Origin of the sequence: Streptomyces sp. NPDC101110 (assembly GCF_044759525.1) — a bacterium.
In the GTDB taxonomy this organism is placed as follows: domain Bacteria; phylum Actinomycetota; class Actinomycetes; order Streptomycetales; family Streptomycetaceae; genus Streptomyces.
On sequence record NZ_JBIVZM010000003.1, the window covers coordinates 105,412 to 120,013 of the forward strand.

Here is a 14,602-nt window from a genome sequence, read left to right on the forward strand (position 1 = left end):
TGCTGCGGCGACTGTGGGGTGGTGCTGCGGTGCCCGCGGTGGTTGAGCGCCGGGTGGTGTGGCGCTGCGACAGGGGGGGCGCCGGGCGGGGCGGTGCCGTGGCGGTGGGGCCGGTGACTTCGGGGCAGTGACGGGTCGTCGGCGCCGTGCCTGCTCCTCTGCCATCACTCGTCTGCCCCACCCTCGTCTGCCACCACCCTTGCCTGCCACCACCCCTCGTCACTCGTGTGGGTGGCGGCATTGTCCACAGGTCAGCGGTGTTCCACAGCGCTCAGCGGGCCCGGCCCGGCGGCGGCAGTCTGGAGGCGAAGACGCAGCCGTACGGGACGGGCCCGTACGCATGTCGGCCCGGTGCGTTGACGCTGTCCGGGCGAGGGAGGGTTCACGATGAACGAGACGATGGTCTGCGCGGTGGGCAGGGTGGCGACGCAGCCGGTGTACCGGGAGACGGCGTCCGGCCCTTCGGCGAGGTTCCGGCTGGCGGTGACCGCGCGCTACTGGGACCGAGAGAAGAACACGTGGACCGACGGGCACACCAACTTCTTCACGGTATGGGCCAACCGCCAGCTGGCCACGAACACGGCGGCGTCGCTGACGGTCGGTGAGCCCGTGATCGTGCAGGGCAGGCTGAAGGTGCGGACCGATGTGCGCGAGGGGCAGAGCTGGACGTCGGCGGACATCGACGCCGTCGCGATCGGTCACGATCTGGCGTGGGGCACCGCAGCCTTCAGGCGCGCGGGTAAGACGGAGACAGCCCCGTCGCCGACAGAACCCGAGCCCCATTGGGAAACGCCTCCCGAGGGTTCGTCAGAATCGGCTCAACCCGCGGCGGCAGAACCTGCTCTGACGTGACGTCAGTCACCTCCTGAAGCTGCCCGAACTGTGGCTTATCGGCGAGTGCGCACCGGCTACCAGGGGTGGATTTGTCGATAAGCCCTGCTCGCCGGAGATCTTGGCGATAACGATTCCGAGTCGGATCGCTTGTCCGACCGTCTGACTGGCGGGCGGCGTCCCCCGCGTCCCTAGGATGCCGGACATGGCTCTCGGGACACTTGTGTCCGGTGAGGCCTCTGATTCTGCAGGTGGGACCCACCCCCCCACGTCAACGGGTCCTGCTCGAAGGGGAATTTGGTGTTTGCTTCGTTCTCTGAGCTGTTCGTACACAGGCGAGGCGCGGCCCGCCTCGCCACCGCGACGGTGGTGTCCGGGCTGGTCGCCGCGAGCGGGCTGGCCGGTGCCGGCCGGGCGGTCGCCGACGAGACGACGCAGAGTCGGGGCGGAGCGGCCGCGACGATAGGCGGCCTCAAGACGTTCGGCGCGGCGGTGATACACGCTGGCGCCGGCGACCAGGACATCCCGGCGGGCCTGTTCGAGATGTCCGTGGACGGCGGCGGCATGCTGCAGACGTACTGCGTCGATCTCCACAGCCCCACGCAGCGGGACGCCAAGTACCACGAGACGTCCTGGAGCAGCACGTCCCTGGGTGCCAACGAGGACGCCGGAAAGATCCGTTGGATCCTGCAGAACTCCTACCCGCAGGTGAACGACCTCGCGACGCTGGCGCGCAAGGCGGGAGTCCGGGGCCCTCTGACCGAGCAGGACGCCGCGGCCGGTACGCAGGTGGCGATCTGGCGCTACTCGGACGAGGCGGCCGTCGACGCCCTCGACCCGCAGGCCGAGCAGCTCGCGGACTACCTGGAGAAGCACGCCCGGAACCTGCCCGAGCCCCGGGCGTCGCTCACTCTCGAACCCCCCGCGGTCTCCGGCAGGCCGGGGGAGCTGCTCGGGCCGGTGACGGTGCGCACCAACGGAGGCGCGGCGACGGTCACCCCGCCCGCGGACGCCGCCACGAGCGGGGTGCGGGTCGTCGACAAGCAGGGCAAGGCCGTCACCTCCACGACCGACGGCGGCCAGGTGTTCTTCGACGTGCCGGAGGACGCGGCGGCGGGCACCGCGGAACTGACCGTGCAGGCCTCGACCACCGTGCCGGTCGGCCGGGCCTTCGCCTCCGAGGGCCGCAGCCAGACGCAGATCCTGGCCGGCTCCAGCGAGTCGACGGTGTCCGCGACGGCCGGGGCGACATGGGCGAAGCAGGGCCCGGTCCCGGCCCTGTCGGCGGCGAAGAACTGCGCCGAGGGCGGCGTCGACATCATCGCGTCCAACAAGGGCGACGAGCCGTTCACCTTCGAACTGGCCGGTCTGGAGCACACCATCGCCGCGGGCGAGTCCCGCACGGTGACGGTCCCGCTCCAGGAGGACCAGTCCTACGACTTCACCATCCACGGCCCGGGCGGCTTCGAGAAGCGCTTCACCGGTCTACTGGACTGCCTGACCCGCGGCAGCGACACCGGTACCACCACCCAGACCCTGAGCGAACCCAGCCCGGCGACGGTGGGCGGTACGGCCACGGACACCAACCTCGCCGAAACGGGCGGCTCGGCCATCACTCCCATGATCGCGGGCGTGGCCATCGGCCTGGTCGTGATCGGCGGGGCGACACTGATCCTGCTGCGACGCAGGGACCAGACAGCGGGGGAGTGACCGCGGCGAACGCCGTTGGCTCCCCCCCCCGGGGGGGGGTCCTTGCTCCGTCGCGGTGCCCGTCAGGCGGTGAGAAGGCGCCTGACGGTGCACATCAGGCGGCGAGAGGTACCTGCTCTCCCTCTGCCGGGATCTGGTAGTGAGCCCAGATCTGATTCAACTCGTGCTGGTAGTAGAGCGGGTACAGACCGGCCACGATGAAGAGGATCAGGCCGATCCAGGGGTTGCACTCCTGCTCCATCCCGGCGGACCGCTCCATGCGGGCGATGCGCAGACCGGTGTTGTACACCGAGATGAAGGGCGGAACGATCAGCAGCCAGCCGAGGGTGATCGCCACGACCGCCATGGCCGGATTGACCTCGATCCGATCATCGAAGTCCCGGGCCTCGCGATTGATCTTGTAGTACCAGACCAGGTGGTAGATGCCCAGCGTGATCAGCGGCCAAATCAGCCAGACGAGAAATATGTTCCGGGTTCTTCCAGCGCGACCTGACATGACACACCTCCCATATGTCCAGTTCATCACGGTCGGCACCGGGGCGCGCGGGGTGCAGTCGAAGGCCTGAAAGCGCAGGTCAGCGGGGTGCGACGTCGGCAATGCGGGCGGCGGGCGCGCAGTATCCACGCGGCGGTGGTGAAGCGCCATCCCGTGGCGGGCGGCCTGGTGGTCACCTCCGGACCGTCTCCGGGCCGCGCGAGGACGATCAAGGTCGGCCGAAGGTGACCGGCAGTGACAGGCAAGTCTCAGCCGCCCCTACAAAGAACCAGGTCAGCCGCCCACGGTCATACGCGTTTCCAACCAGGGGTGGCGGTACGGCAAGATGGGGTGTATCTGCCCACTGCCAGTTTCAAGCTGCCGGACGGTTTCTCTTGGCTGAGTTCATTTACACCATGCGCAAGGCGCGCAAAGCGCACGGCGACAAGGTGATCCTCGACGACGTGACGACGAGCTTCCTCCCGGGAGCGAAGATCGGCGTCGTCGGCCCGAACGGCGCCGGCAAGTCGACGATCCTGAAGATCATGGCCGGCATCGAGCAGCCGTCCAACGGGGACGCCTTCCTCACCCCCGGTTACACCGTCGGCATCCTGCTCCAGGAACCGCCGCTGACCGAGGACAAGACCGTCCTGGAGAACGTCCAGGAGGGCGTCGCCGGGATCAAGGGCAAGCTCGACCGGTTCAACGAGATCGCCGAGCAGATGGCGACCGACTACACCGACGAGCTCATGGAGGAGATGGGCAAGCTCCAGGAGGACCTCGACCACGCCAACGCGTGGGACCTCGACGCGCAGCTGGAGCAGGCCATGGACGCCCTGGGCTGCCCGCCCGGCGACTGGCCCGTCACCAACCTGTCCGGTGGTGAGCGCCGCCGCGTCGCGCTGTGCAAGCTGCTGCTGGAGCAGCCCGACCTGCTGCTGCTCGACGAGCCCACCAACCACCTCGACGCCGAGTCGGTGAACTGGCTGGAGCAGCACCTCGCCAAGTACCCGGGCACCGTCGTCGCGGTCACCCACGACCGGTACTTCCTCGACAACGTCGCCCAGTGGATCTGCGAGGTCGACCGCGGTCGCCTCTACCCCTACGAGGGCAACTACTCCAAGTACCTGGAGACCAAGGCCGCCCGCCTCAAGGTCGAGGGCCAGAAGGACGCCAAGCGGCAGAAGCGGCTCAAGGAAGAGCTCGAGTGGGTCCGCTCCAACGCCAAGGGGCGGCAGGCCAAGTCCAAGGCGCGTCTGGCCCGCTACGAGGAGATGGCCGCCGAGGCCGACAAGATGCGGAAGCTGGACTTCGAGGAGATCCAGATCCCGCCGGGCCCGCGCCTGGGCAACGTCGTCGTCGAGGTCAGCAACCTCACCAAGGGCTTCGGCGAGAAGCTGCTCATCGACGACCTCAGCTTCACGCTGCCGCGCAACGGCATCGTCGGCATCATCGGCCCGAACGGCGCCGGCAAGACCACCCTGTTCAAGATGATCCAGGGCATCGAGGAGCCGGACTCCGGCGCCATCAAGGTCGGCGACACGGTCAAGATCTCCTATGTCGACCAGAGCCGCGAGAACATCGACCCCAAGAAGACGCTGTGGGCCGTGGTCAGCGATGAGCTCGACTACATCAACGTGGGTCAGGTCGAGATGCCGTCCCGCGCCTACGTCTCCGCCTTCGGGTTCAAGGGGCCGGACCAGCAGAAGCCGGCCGGCGTGCTCTCCGGTGGTGAGCGCAACCGGCTGAACCTCGCGCTCACCCTCAAGCAGGGCGGCAACCTGCTGCTCCTCGACGAGCCGACCAACGACCTCGACGTCGAGACCCTCTCCAGCCTGGAGAACGCGCTGCTGGAGTTCCCCGGCTGCGCCGTCGTCGTCTCCCACGACCGGTGGTTCCTGGACCGCGTCGCCACGCACATCCTCGCCTACGAGGGCGAGTCCAAGTGGTTCTGGTTCGAGGGCAACTTCGAGTCGTACGAGAAGAACAAGATCGAGCGGCTCGGCCCGGACGCCGCCCGTCCGCACCGCGCCACCTACAAGAAGCTGACCCGGGGCTGATCGATCTTGCGGCACATCTACCGCTGCCCGCTGCGCTGGGCGGACATGGACGCGTACGGCCACGTCAACAACGTGGTGTTCCTCCGCTACCTGGAGGAGGCCCGTATCGACTTCCTGTTCCGCCCGGAGAAGGACTTCAAGCAGGGGTCCGTGGTGGCACGCCATGAGATCGACTACAAGCGCCAGCTCGTCCACCGGCACCACCCGGTCGACATCGAGCTGTGGGTCACGGAGATAAGGGCCGCGTCCTTCACCCTCACCTACGAGGTGAAGGACGACGACCAGGTCTATGTGCGGGCCTCGACGGTGATCGTGCCGTTCGACTTCGAGGCCCAGCGACCGCGCCGGATCACCGCCGAGGAGCGGGAGTTCCTGCGCGAGTACATGGATGACGCCGAGGAGGAGGCCGTCGCCGCATGACGGTGCTCCACCTCGCCGACGAGGGGGAGGCGGCGGATCTCGCCGCCTTCCTCTCCCGGCTGCTCCACTACGACCGTGGGGCCGCGGTGCGTCTGCAGGCCGCGGGCACACTGGCCGTCTTCGGACGGCCGCCGTCCTTCGAGGTGCTCGCCGTGCGGGCGGTGCGGCTGGCGAAGCCGTACGAGAAGGGTCTTGAGGTCACGCTGGACGTGACCGTGTCCGCCGGTGAGTTCCTGGAGACGGTGGACGAGAAGGCCTGCACGGCCGTCGTGCCCGGCGCGGTGACCGGGCCTCCGTGGGCGGGTGTGCTGCCTCCCCGGGGCGGCTGGCGGGCCGAGCCGGGGCTGCCGGCGCCGGACGCGCTGCGCGAGCTGGTGGCCGCCGTCGTCGCCGAGTTCCGTTCGCGTACGCAGGAGTTGCCGCCCGAGGGGCGGACCCGGACCGAGCTGGACCGGATCGGGGCGGACATCTGGTCCCGTATGGTCGGGGACACCCAACTGCCCGTCCGGGCCGTGCACGCGGCGCAGTCCCTCGGCTTCCTGCGGCCCGGGGTGCCGCTGGGACTGTTCTCGTCGGGCGCGTGGCTGAGGCTGCGCACGCCGTACGGGTCCGTCGCCGTACGACGTGCCGGGCTCGGGGCGCTGGACGTCAGCGTGCGCTGACCCGGCCCTCGACGGCCGTCAGCCCGCGGTGTTGACCATCGAGGCCGCCGCGTACGTCAGGTACTTCCACAGCGTGTGCTCGTGCTCCTCGGACAGGCCGAGTTCATCGACGGCGACCCGCATGTGCTTCAGCCACGCGTCGTGCGCCGCCCGGTCGACGGTGAAGGGCGCGTGCCGCATCCGCAGCCTGGGGTGGCCGCGGTTGTCGCTGTACGTCGTCGGGCCGCCCCAGTACTGGATGAGGAACAGCGCGAGGCGCTCCTCGGCCGGGCCCAGATCCTCCTCGGGGTACATGGGCCGCAGCAGCGGGTCCTCGGCGACTCCCTCGTAGAAACGGTGGACCAGCCGGCGGAAGGTCTCCTCCCCGCCGACCTGCTCGTAGAAGGTCTGCTCCTGAAGCGTGCCGCGCCGAATCTCATTCACGCGATCCATGGTCTCAGACGCCCCGGCATAGGACTCAAGACCTAGGACCCGGCCCCTGCGCTGCCCCTGCCCTCTGGACCCTGCCCCTACTGTGGAGACATGGGCGGTCACGCACCCGGCAGGGAACCCGACGGTCTCGCGGCCGCCGCGCGGGCGGCGTTGGTGCGGCGGATCGAGGCGAGCGGGGCCTGGGCCGGAGACCCGGGCTGGCGGGAGGCCTTCTCGGCCGTCCCCCGGCACCTCTTCGTGCCGTACTACTACGTCGGTGTCGCCGGTGGCTACGAGCGCCGCTGGGGCGAGAGCGCCGACCCCGGGGCGCGGGATCGATGGCTGCGCGGCGCCTACGAGGACACCCCCCTGGCCACCCGGCTGCGCGACGGCGAGCTGCTGTCCTCCAGCAGCCAGCCGTCCCTGATGGCGGACATGCTGGCCGCGCTGGAGGTGCGGGACGGTCACACGGTCCTGGAGATCGGCGCCGGCACCGGGTACAACGCGGCGCTGCTGGCCCACCGGCTGGGCGACGACAAGGTCACGACCGTCGACCTCGACCCGGAGATCACGGAGTCGGCCCGCCGGCACCTGGCGGCCGCCGGGTACCACCCGGTCGTCGTCACCGGCGACGGGGCCCGGGGCGTTCCCGAGCGCGCGCCGTTCGACCGGATCATCGCCACCTGCGCCCTGGGCTGCGTCCCGCGCGCCTGGGTGACCCAGAGCCGCCCCGGGGGCCGGATCCTCATGCCGCTGGCCACCGGTCTGATCCTGCTGACGGTGACCGGTGCGGGGCACGCCGAGGGACGCTTCCTGCACACGCCCGCCTACTTCGTGCCGCTGCGCGGCGCCGGCCGGCCCGGGGGCGAGCCGTTGCAACTGGGCGGGGTGCCGCACCGGGCCCGGGAGGACGACCTGTTCCGGTTCCTGCTGGCCCTGACCCGGGGCAGCCTGGACCCGCAGGAGGCCCACGCTCTGTGGGAGCAGGAGGGCAGACCGCAGCGCGAGCGCTACGGCATCACGGTCGGCGAGGAGGCGGAGTGGGCCTGGCTCGACGACCCGGAGGGGCCGTATGCCTGGCCCCTCCCGTCGTGAACGATCCCGGTGAACGGCCTCAGCCGCGGCGGATGGTGATCGTCGTCCAGGCGCCCACGTGCACCCGGTCCCCGTCCTGGAGCGGCACGGGGACGAAGGGCTGGATCGGTTCGTCCGAGCCGTTGACCGTCGTGCCGTTCGTCGAGTTCTGGTCGACGACCGCCCAGCTGCCGTCCGGCTGCTGGACCAGCACCGCGTGCTGGTGCGAGACGCCCGGGTCCTCCGGCGGCGTCGACAGGTCGATGTCGGGGGTGTCGCCGGTGGAGTGCCGGCGGCGGCCGATCGTGAGCTGGTTGCCGGTGAGCGTGCGCTGCTGCTCGGGCGAGTACGCGGGCAGGTTCAGACCGGCCGCCTCGGGGCCGGAGCGCTGCATCATCGCCATGAAGTAGTCGCGGTCCGGGCCGATGGTCGCGGTCCACGTCGCGGGTCCCTGCGGCGCCTGGGGCTGCTGCGGGAAGCCGCCTGCGCCGGGCGGGGCCTGGGTCGCGCCGGGCTGCGGGTAGCCGTAGCCGCCCTGACCGGGGCCGCCGGGACCACCCTGGCCGCCCGGGCCGGAGGTCGGCGGGGAGATCACCCAGTCGTCGTCACCGCCGCCGAAGGACGGGCCGCCCGGCTGCGGGGGCCGCTGGGTCTCCTGGGGGAAGCCGGGCGGGGCCGGGGGGCCGGACTGGTGGAACGCCTGCGGGGCACCGGGGCCGCCGGGACCGGGCGGGACCGGCCGCGAGGGGTCGGCACCGAAGCCGCCAGGGCCACCGGGACCGCCAGGACCACCGGGTCCGCCCGGGCCGGGATGACCGCCGAAGCCGCCGGGGCCACCGGGGCCGCCGGGTCCGGGCGGGGTCGGGGCAGCGCCGGGCTGCGGGTAGCCGTAGCCGCCCTGCGGGCCGCCGGGGCCGGGGCGGCCGGACGGGTCGCCGCCGAACGGCGGGATCGGCTCGGCCGGACGGTTCACCTGGGACGGGCGGGAGCCCTGGTACTCGTAGGAGTCACCGCCGCCGTACGACGGACCGGGCGGGCCCTGCCTGCCCGGCGGCGGGAAGTGCGCCCCGGGACCGGACGGCGGGGCCGCGGGGGTGTACGACGTCGCCGTATTGGTCAGGAAGTTCCACCTGCACTCCTCGCAGAACGGCGCGCCGCCCTCACGGGGCGTACGGCACTGCGGGCAGAGCTCCGGCTCGGCGCTGGGCACTGCGGACAGGTGCGGCGGGCGTCCACCGGGCTGGCCGCCGGGGCCCTGCGGGCCGCCCTGGCCGGCGGGGGGCGGGAAGCCGTAGCCGCCGGGCGGCGGCGGGGGAGGAGGCGGAGGCACGGCACCCGCCATGCGGTGACCGCAGACCTCGCACCAGTCGTCGGAACCCGACTGGTGTCCGTTCGGGCAGGTCGGCATGTCGGCGCGTCCCTCCTTCGATCTCTTCTAGGTCACTTCTTGACGCGAACGGTCTTGGTGGAACGGGTTTCGAGCGTCATCTCGTCAGCCTCCGCGACCTTCGCCTTCAGTCGCACAGTACCGGTCGCGGCATCGACCACGTCCACCACCTTCGCAAGCAGTTTCGCAGTATCGGCGTTCCCGGAGGCACTCGCGAGCTGAACGGCCCGGCCCAGTTTGGCCGTCGCTCCATCCATATCGCCCGACTTGCGAAGATCCAGCCCTTGCTGGATGACTTGGGCCAGTTCGGCCTGCCCGGTGTAGTGGGCGACCTGAGGATTGATCGACGTCGAGGCGACCATGTCGTCCGTCCACACGGCCCGTACCAGGCCCTGCGCGCCGAGGTTGTGGACGCTGCCGTCGGGCTGTGGAACGACCAGTGAGATCCGGGCCGCCAGCATCTCCTGCCCGATGTTCGCCACCGGGACGCGCACGCAGACGTGGTAGTCACGCGACTCATCTCCCCAGGAACCAAGGGGGTAGTCGCCGGCGCGCGGGCCCGCCTCGGTGCGCCGGCCGGTCAGTTCCTCGACCGTCGGGGCGACCTGCTTGATGAACTTCACGGTCGTGTCGACCGGGGTCCACAGCCGCAGCGAGACGTCCGCGACCTCCTTGCCCATCGCCGTTTCCATCATCTGCGTGAAGTCGGCGGCGAGCGCGGCCGGGTCGGCGACGATGTCGGCGGTGCCGAGCAGGGCGGAGGCGATCGCTGTGACTTCTTTCACTTCCCAGTCGGTGCCCACGCCGCGCGCGTCACACGTGAAACGCCCGGCGCACGTGTCGAGTGCGGCCTTGAGGTCCTGGGGCGACTCGTGCTCGTTGCGGCCGTCGGTGAGCAGGATGCCGTGCCGGATCGAGACGTCCGCGGAGGAGAGCAGGCGGTCCGCCAGTTTCAGCCAGGTGCCGATGGCCGTGCCGCCGCCCGCGCTGAGCGTGCGCAGCGCCTGCTTGGCCTGCTCCCGGGTGGTGGTGTCGGCGACCGCGACGCGCCCGCCCCCCGGGTAGATCTCCTTCGCCACGTGCGTCCCGCCGATCACCGCGAAGTGCACCCCGTCGCGCAGGGTGTCGATCGCCGCCGCGGTGGCGTCCCGGGCGTTGCGCATCTTGGTCGGCGGGTAGTCCATCGACCCCGAGCAGTCGACCATGATCGCCACGGCCGCCGACGGCCCCTGGCCGGGCGCGTAGAGGTGGGGCGCCGCGACCGCGCTGCCGATCGTGCCGCCGCCGGTCGCCGTCACCGTGACGATGGCGTTGACCTCGCCGGCGCCCTCCGGCAGGTACTCGTTCTGGTAGACGTCCACCGAGAACTGGGGCACGTTCGACTTCGAGAAATTGGCCATGCCTGCTTCGATCCCCCTTCAAAGCCCCCGCCGCGGCGGGGTGATGACGATAGGCGGACCGGTCCCCTCCGGTCCGCCGAGGCGTCCCCGTACGTGGCCTCAGGCCGATCCTGCCCCCTGGGGCACGGCCGGGAACGGCACGAGCGCCACTGTTACGTTGTCGTGGCCCCCGCCGTCCAGGGCGTGACCGACGAGCACCCGGGCGCTGTGCAGCGGATGCGCGGTCGCGTCGAGGGGGACGACCCGGGCCATCTCCTCGGCCGCCTCCGCGTAGTTCCACAGGCCGTCCGTGCAGACCACGACCACCCCGGGCCGGTCCGGCTTGAACGCGGCGGTGTGCGGCTCCAGCTCGTAGGCGTCGGCGCCGAGCCAGCCGGTGATCGCGTGAGCGCGTTCGTCGGCGTAGGCCTCCGCCTCGTTCATCAGGCCCGCGGCGACCATCTGCGCGGCCCAGGAGTCGTCCTCGGTGAGCCGGGCGGGGGGAGCGCTCCGGTCGACCGGCACCCAGTAGGCGCGGCTGTCGCCGACCCAGCCGACGATCAGCAGGCCCGACGTCACCACGGCGCCGACGATGGTGCACGCGGGGGCGTTCTGGTGCGGGGCCTGCTCGCGGGCCGTGGCCGGTTCCGCGGCGAGCGAGTTGACGGCACGGGAGGCGGCGAGGATCGCGTCGTGCATCGCCTGCTGCGGGTGCGTGCCGCGCGGCAGCGCCGCCAGCAGGGTCTCGCTCGCCGCCTTGGACGCCGCCGCTGACGCGTCGTCGGGACGGGTCGCCGAGGAGACGCCGTCGCAGACGATCGCGACGGAGGCGGGCGAGCCGTCGGGCAGCGTGGCGGTGCCGACGGCGAACGCGTCCTCGTTGCGGTGGTGGCGCAGACCGCGGTCGCTGACCGCGGCCACCGGGCCAGACTCCTGCTCCATGTGGTCCCGTTCGCGCGGCTGGGCGTGGCCGCAGTTCTCGCAGTAGCCGTCGTCGTCCACGCGGCCGGCCCGGCAGGCGACGCAGACCTTGCCGCCGGCGTCCGCGGCCTGCGCCGCGGGGTCGGCGGACACCCGTGGGTCCGGTGCCTGGAGGAGGTACTCGTCGGGCTGTGTCTGGTAGATCTCAGGTGAAGCGGCGGGCTCGTCGGGCCGCGGCGGCCGGTCGAAGCGCACGCCCCCGGCCGCGGCGGGCGGGGCGCTCGGCGGCGGAGGCACCTCCGGCGGCAGGGCGGAGCCGCCCGAGTCGCTTCCCGGGAGGTCCGACGGCAGGTGCACCGCCTCCGGGGCGCCCGCGCCGTCCGGTCCGGGAGCGGGCCAGGCCGCGCCGGCGGGGGGCGCCGGCGGGGGCTCGGGATATGCGCCTGCCGGAGGGCCCTGGGCGGGCACCGAGCCGTTCAGGGCGATGGTCGGGTTGTCCTGCGGCCGTTCCGGCACGGCGGACAGGTCGTATCCGCACGCGCCGCAGAAACGGTCACCCGACTCGAGGGGTTCCTCGCAACTCGGGCAGGCGGACAACTGGGGCATCTGCGACATCAACTACACCCACGTCCGGGGGCGGTAACGATTGGCACGTTCCACCAGGTCGATCCTCTCCTCGCCGCCCCGCGCCAGCCGGGCCAGCGTGCGGTACGAGCGTTCCAGACCGAAACGCAGGCCCCGCTCGTCCAGGCCGCTGCCGAGCAGCGTCCGTCCCCCGGCGGCGGGAGGGGCGGAACCCTGGCCCCCGGAGAGTACCCAGTCCAGCGCGCAACCGAGGACTTCGGCCGACAACCGCTCCCGGCGCGCCGGATCCAGCCCGTACGCCTCCAGCGCCTCGACCTGCGCGGCGGCCGCCGTCAGATCCCCCAGGAAGGCGGCGTCGGCGGCGGTCGGCGTGCGCTGCCGCAGCCGTGCCCGGACGGCCGCGACCCGCGCCGCCGTGTAGTGGATGGAGGACTCCGGGACCGACTCCAGCGTCCGCACGGCACCGTGCCGGTCCCCGGTCGCCAGCTGGACGCGGGCCAGGCCGAACGCGGCGCTCACATGACTCGGGTCGGTGGACCACACCAGCCGGTAGTACTCGGCGGCGTTGTCGAGCTGGCCCAGCACCTCCGCGCACAGGCCGAGCGCCAGCTTGGGCGCGATCTCGCCCGGGAAGGCGTCGTAGATCGCGTCGAAGGCGAGGGCGGCGCCCTCGTCGTCGCCCGTCACCAGCGCCGCAACGCCCCGGTACCAGACCACCCGCCAGTCGTCGGGCTGCTCACCCTCCAACGCGGCCAGCTCCCGCAGAGCCGCCGCCGGGTCACCGGTCTCCAGCCAGGCCCGGATCTGCCGCAGCCGCGTCTCGATCGACGGGGCCGGCGCGGCCGCCAGGGCACCGAGCAGCTCGCCCGGCGCCGAGGTCATCAGGCCCGCCAGAAAACCGGCGTTGGGGTCGGTCGGGTCGACGCGCGGGACGGGCAGGGCGAAGGCGGCGGCCGGGGTGTCGACGGGCCTGACGAGGCTGTGCGTGCCCTCGGGCCCCCGCGGGTGCGGCAGGACGGCCGGAGCGCCGGCGCGAGCCCGGGCGGGCACCACCCGCGTGCCCAGGCGGGACACCTCGCCGTCCAGCCGCGGGAACAACTCGGTGTCCGTCACCCGCAGTTCCGGACCGAACAGCGTGGACAGGGCGGGGCGGGCGCGGCCCGTCTGGAGGGAGACGACCTCCCGCAGGACGCCCGTCAGCTGCTCGGTCATCTCCTGCGCGGAGGCGAACCGGCGGGCCGGGTCGGGATCCGTGGCGCGCACCAGGAGCCGGTAGAACGACTCGTACTGCCGGAACACCTCGATGTGGTCGGGGTCGGGCAGCGAGTCGGCGTAGACGTTCGTGTAGCCCTGGAAGTCGAAGGTCATGACCGCGAGGGTCCGGGCGACCGTGTACAGGTCGCTCGCCACCGACGGGCCCGCCTCGGCCACCTCCGGAGCCTGGTAGCCGACCGTGCCGTAGATGGCCGACTCCTCGTCGTCCATCCGGCGCACCGCGCCCATGTCGATCAGCTTGAGCTGGTCCTCGGTCTGGATGGCGTTGTCGACCTTGAAGTCGCAGTACAGCAGGTTGCGGCTGTGCAGGTGCCCGAGCGCCTCCAGCGCCTCGATGCCGTACGCGCAGGCCTGCTCCACCGGCAGCGGGTCGCGTCTGCCCTGGGCGGTGCGGCGGGCGTTGGCGATCTCCTTCAGGGACTTGCCGCCGACGTACTCCATGACGATGTAGCCGTCGAGCGAGCCCGTGCGCTGGTCCAGGTGCTCCACGAAGTTGTAGATCCGCACGATGTTGGCGTGCTCGATCTCCGCGAGGAACCGCCGCTCGGAGATCGCCGCCGCCATCGCGTCCTGGTCGCCCGTGTCCAGCAGGCCCTTGAGAACCACCCAGCGGTCGGAGACCGCCCGGTCGACGGCGAGGTAGATCCAGCCCAGCCCGCCGTGCGCGAGGCAGCCGACCACCTCGTACTGGCCGTGCACCACGTCCCCGGACTTCAGCTTCGGCACGAAGGAGTACGGGTGGCCGCACTTGGTGCAGAAGCCCTCCGTGCGGCCCGGCCGGTCGCCGCGCGCCCGGCCCACCGGGGAGCCGCAGTCCGCGCGCGAGCAGAACCGCTTACGCTCGGGCACCTCCGGGTTGTCCAGGACCATCTCGCGCGGGGCGGGGCGCGGTATCGGCGGCACCTGCACCAGCCCCGCGCCCAGCCGCCCGCGGGATCCGGAACCCGCGGTCGAGCCGGAGCTGCGCACCGACACCGAACGGCCCGTCGACTTCCCCGACAGGGACCGCGACAGCCGCCCCGATACCGAGCGGCGGGACTTCGACGACTGGGAGGACGTGCGCGAACTGCGGCTGCTGGAGCGGGAACCGCCACTGCCGGACCCGCGCGAGCCGTTCCGGCCCCCGGCGGTGACGCCGGTGGGCGGCGAACCGACCATGCCTGCCCCGGAGGAGGGACCCCCGGCCGCGACGACCGGGGCCAGGCCGCAGGTGTCGCAGTACAGTTCGCCGCCGCCCATGTCCTCGTACGCGCCCTCGCAGCCGGGGCGCTGGCAGGCGCGTGGCGGCGCCGCGGCCGGGACGACCGGGGCCAGACCGCAGGTGTCGCAGTACAGTTCGCCGCCGCCCATGTCCTCGTACGCGCCCTCGCAGCCGGGGCGCCGGCAGGCGCGTGGCGGCGCGCCGGCGGGCT

At 72.0% G+C, this 14,602-nt stretch carries 12 protein-coding genes; 6 read left to right on the forward strand and 6 right to left on the reverse strand.

Annotated features, from left to right (window positions below; translation table 11 throughout):
* Positions 1–387 precede the first annotated feature (387 nt).
* Together ACIQU3_RS06765 and ACIQU3_RS06770 are read left to right on the forward strand one after the other, a co-directional pair.
* The gene (locus ACIQU3_RS06765; RefSeq protein WP_403726260.1) at positions 388–852 is read left to right on the forward strand and encodes a single-stranded DNA-binding protein; all 465 of its coding nucleotides are present in this window, start codon (positions 388–390) and stop codon (positions 850–852) included.
* Positions 853–1,131: 279 nt separating this feature from the next.
* Complete coding sequence (locus tag ACIQU3_RS06770; RefSeq protein ID WP_403726258.1) at positions 1,132–2,541, forward strand: Cys-Gln thioester bond-forming surface protein; 1,410 nt, start codon at positions 1,132–1,134, stop codon at positions 2,539–2,541.
* Positions 2,542–2,635: 94 nt separating this feature from the next.
* Here the strand turns inward: ACIQU3_RS06770 and ACIQU3_RS06775 are convergent, their stop codons facing one another.
* Positions 2,636–3,037, reverse strand: coding sequence for a DUF4234 domain-containing protein (locus ACIQU3_RS06775; protein WP_403923674.1), 402 nt, complete (start codon positions 3,035–3,037; stop codon positions 2,636–2,638).
* A gap of 374 nt (positions 3,038–3,411) precedes the next feature.
* On the opposite strand from ACIQU3_RS06775, the gene ettA reads away from it, so the two are divergent.
* The 3 genes from ettA to ACIQU3_RS06790 are packed head-to-tail and all read left to right on the forward strand — an operon-like array spanning position 3,412 to position 6,158.
* Positions 3,412–5,076 (forward strand): energy-dependent translational throttle protein EttA, encoded by a 1,665-nt coding sequence (gene ettA / locus ACIQU3_RS06780; RefSeq protein ID WP_366709150.1) that lies wholly within the window; start codon positions 3,412–3,414, stop codon positions 5,074–5,076.
* 6 nt (positions 5,077–5,082) lie between these two features.
* The gene (locus ACIQU3_RS06785; RefSeq protein ID WP_031105280.1) at positions 5,083–5,496 is read left to right on the forward strand and encodes a thioesterase family protein; all 414 of its coding nucleotides are present in this window, start codon (positions 5,083–5,085) and stop codon (positions 5,494–5,496) included.
* Positions 5,493–6,158 carry a hypothetical protein gene (locus ACIQU3_RS06790; RefSeq protein WP_403923677.1) on the forward strand — a complete coding sequence of 222 codons (666 nt, stop codon included), beginning with the start codon at positions 5,493–5,495 and terminating at the stop codon, positions 6,156–6,158. Before ACIQU3_RS06785 ends, ACIQU3_RS06790 begins: the two co-directional genes overlap by 4 nt.
* 18 nt (positions 6,159–6,176) lie before the next feature.
* On the opposite strand, the gene ACIQU3_RS06795 is transcribed toward ACIQU3_RS06790, so the two are convergent.
* Complete coding sequence (locus ACIQU3_RS06795) at positions 6,177–6,590, reverse strand: globin (RefSeq protein ID WP_403726246.1); 414 nt, start codon at positions 6,588–6,590, stop codon at positions 6,177–6,179.
* A gap of 90 nt (positions 6,591–6,680) precedes the next feature.
* On the opposite strand from ACIQU3_RS06795, the gene ACIQU3_RS06800 reads away from it, so the two are divergent.
* Positions 6,681–7,664, forward strand: coding sequence for a methyltransferase domain-containing protein (locus ACIQU3_RS06800; RefSeq protein ID WP_403923680.1), 984 nt, complete (start codon positions 6,681–6,683; stop codon positions 7,662–7,664).
* A gap of 19 nt (positions 7,665–7,683) precedes the next feature.
* Here the strand turns inward: ACIQU3_RS06800 and ACIQU3_RS06805 are convergent, their stop codons facing one another.
* The 4 genes from ACIQU3_RS06805 to ACIQU3_RS06820 form a co-directional block, all read right to left on the reverse strand.
* Positions 7,684–9,051: an FHA domain-containing protein gene (locus ACIQU3_RS06805; protein ID WP_403923683.1), complete on the reverse strand. Its 1,368-nt coding sequence runs from the start codon at positions 9,049–9,051 to the stop codon at positions 7,684–7,686.
* A gap of 32 nt (positions 9,052–9,083) precedes the next feature.
* Positions 9,084–10,430, reverse strand: coding sequence for a VWA domain-containing protein (locus ACIQU3_RS06810; protein WP_403923686.1), 1,347 nt, complete (start codon positions 10,428–10,430; stop codon positions 9,084–9,086).
* Between the two features lie 99 nt (positions 10,431–10,529).
* Positions 10,530–11,945, reverse strand: coding sequence for a PP2C family serine/threonine-protein phosphatase (locus ACIQU3_RS06815; protein WP_403726236.1), 1,416 nt, complete (start codon positions 11,943–11,945; stop codon positions 10,530–10,532).
* Between the two features lie 3 nt (positions 11,946–11,948).
* On the reverse strand, positions 11,949–14,429 hold the full coding sequence (locus tag ACIQU3_RS06820) for a tetratricopeptide repeat protein (RefSeq protein WP_403924153.1): 2,481 nt from the start codon (positions 14,427–14,429) through the stop codon (positions 11,949–11,951).
* Between the last annotated feature and the right edge of the window lie 173 nt (positions 14,430–14,602).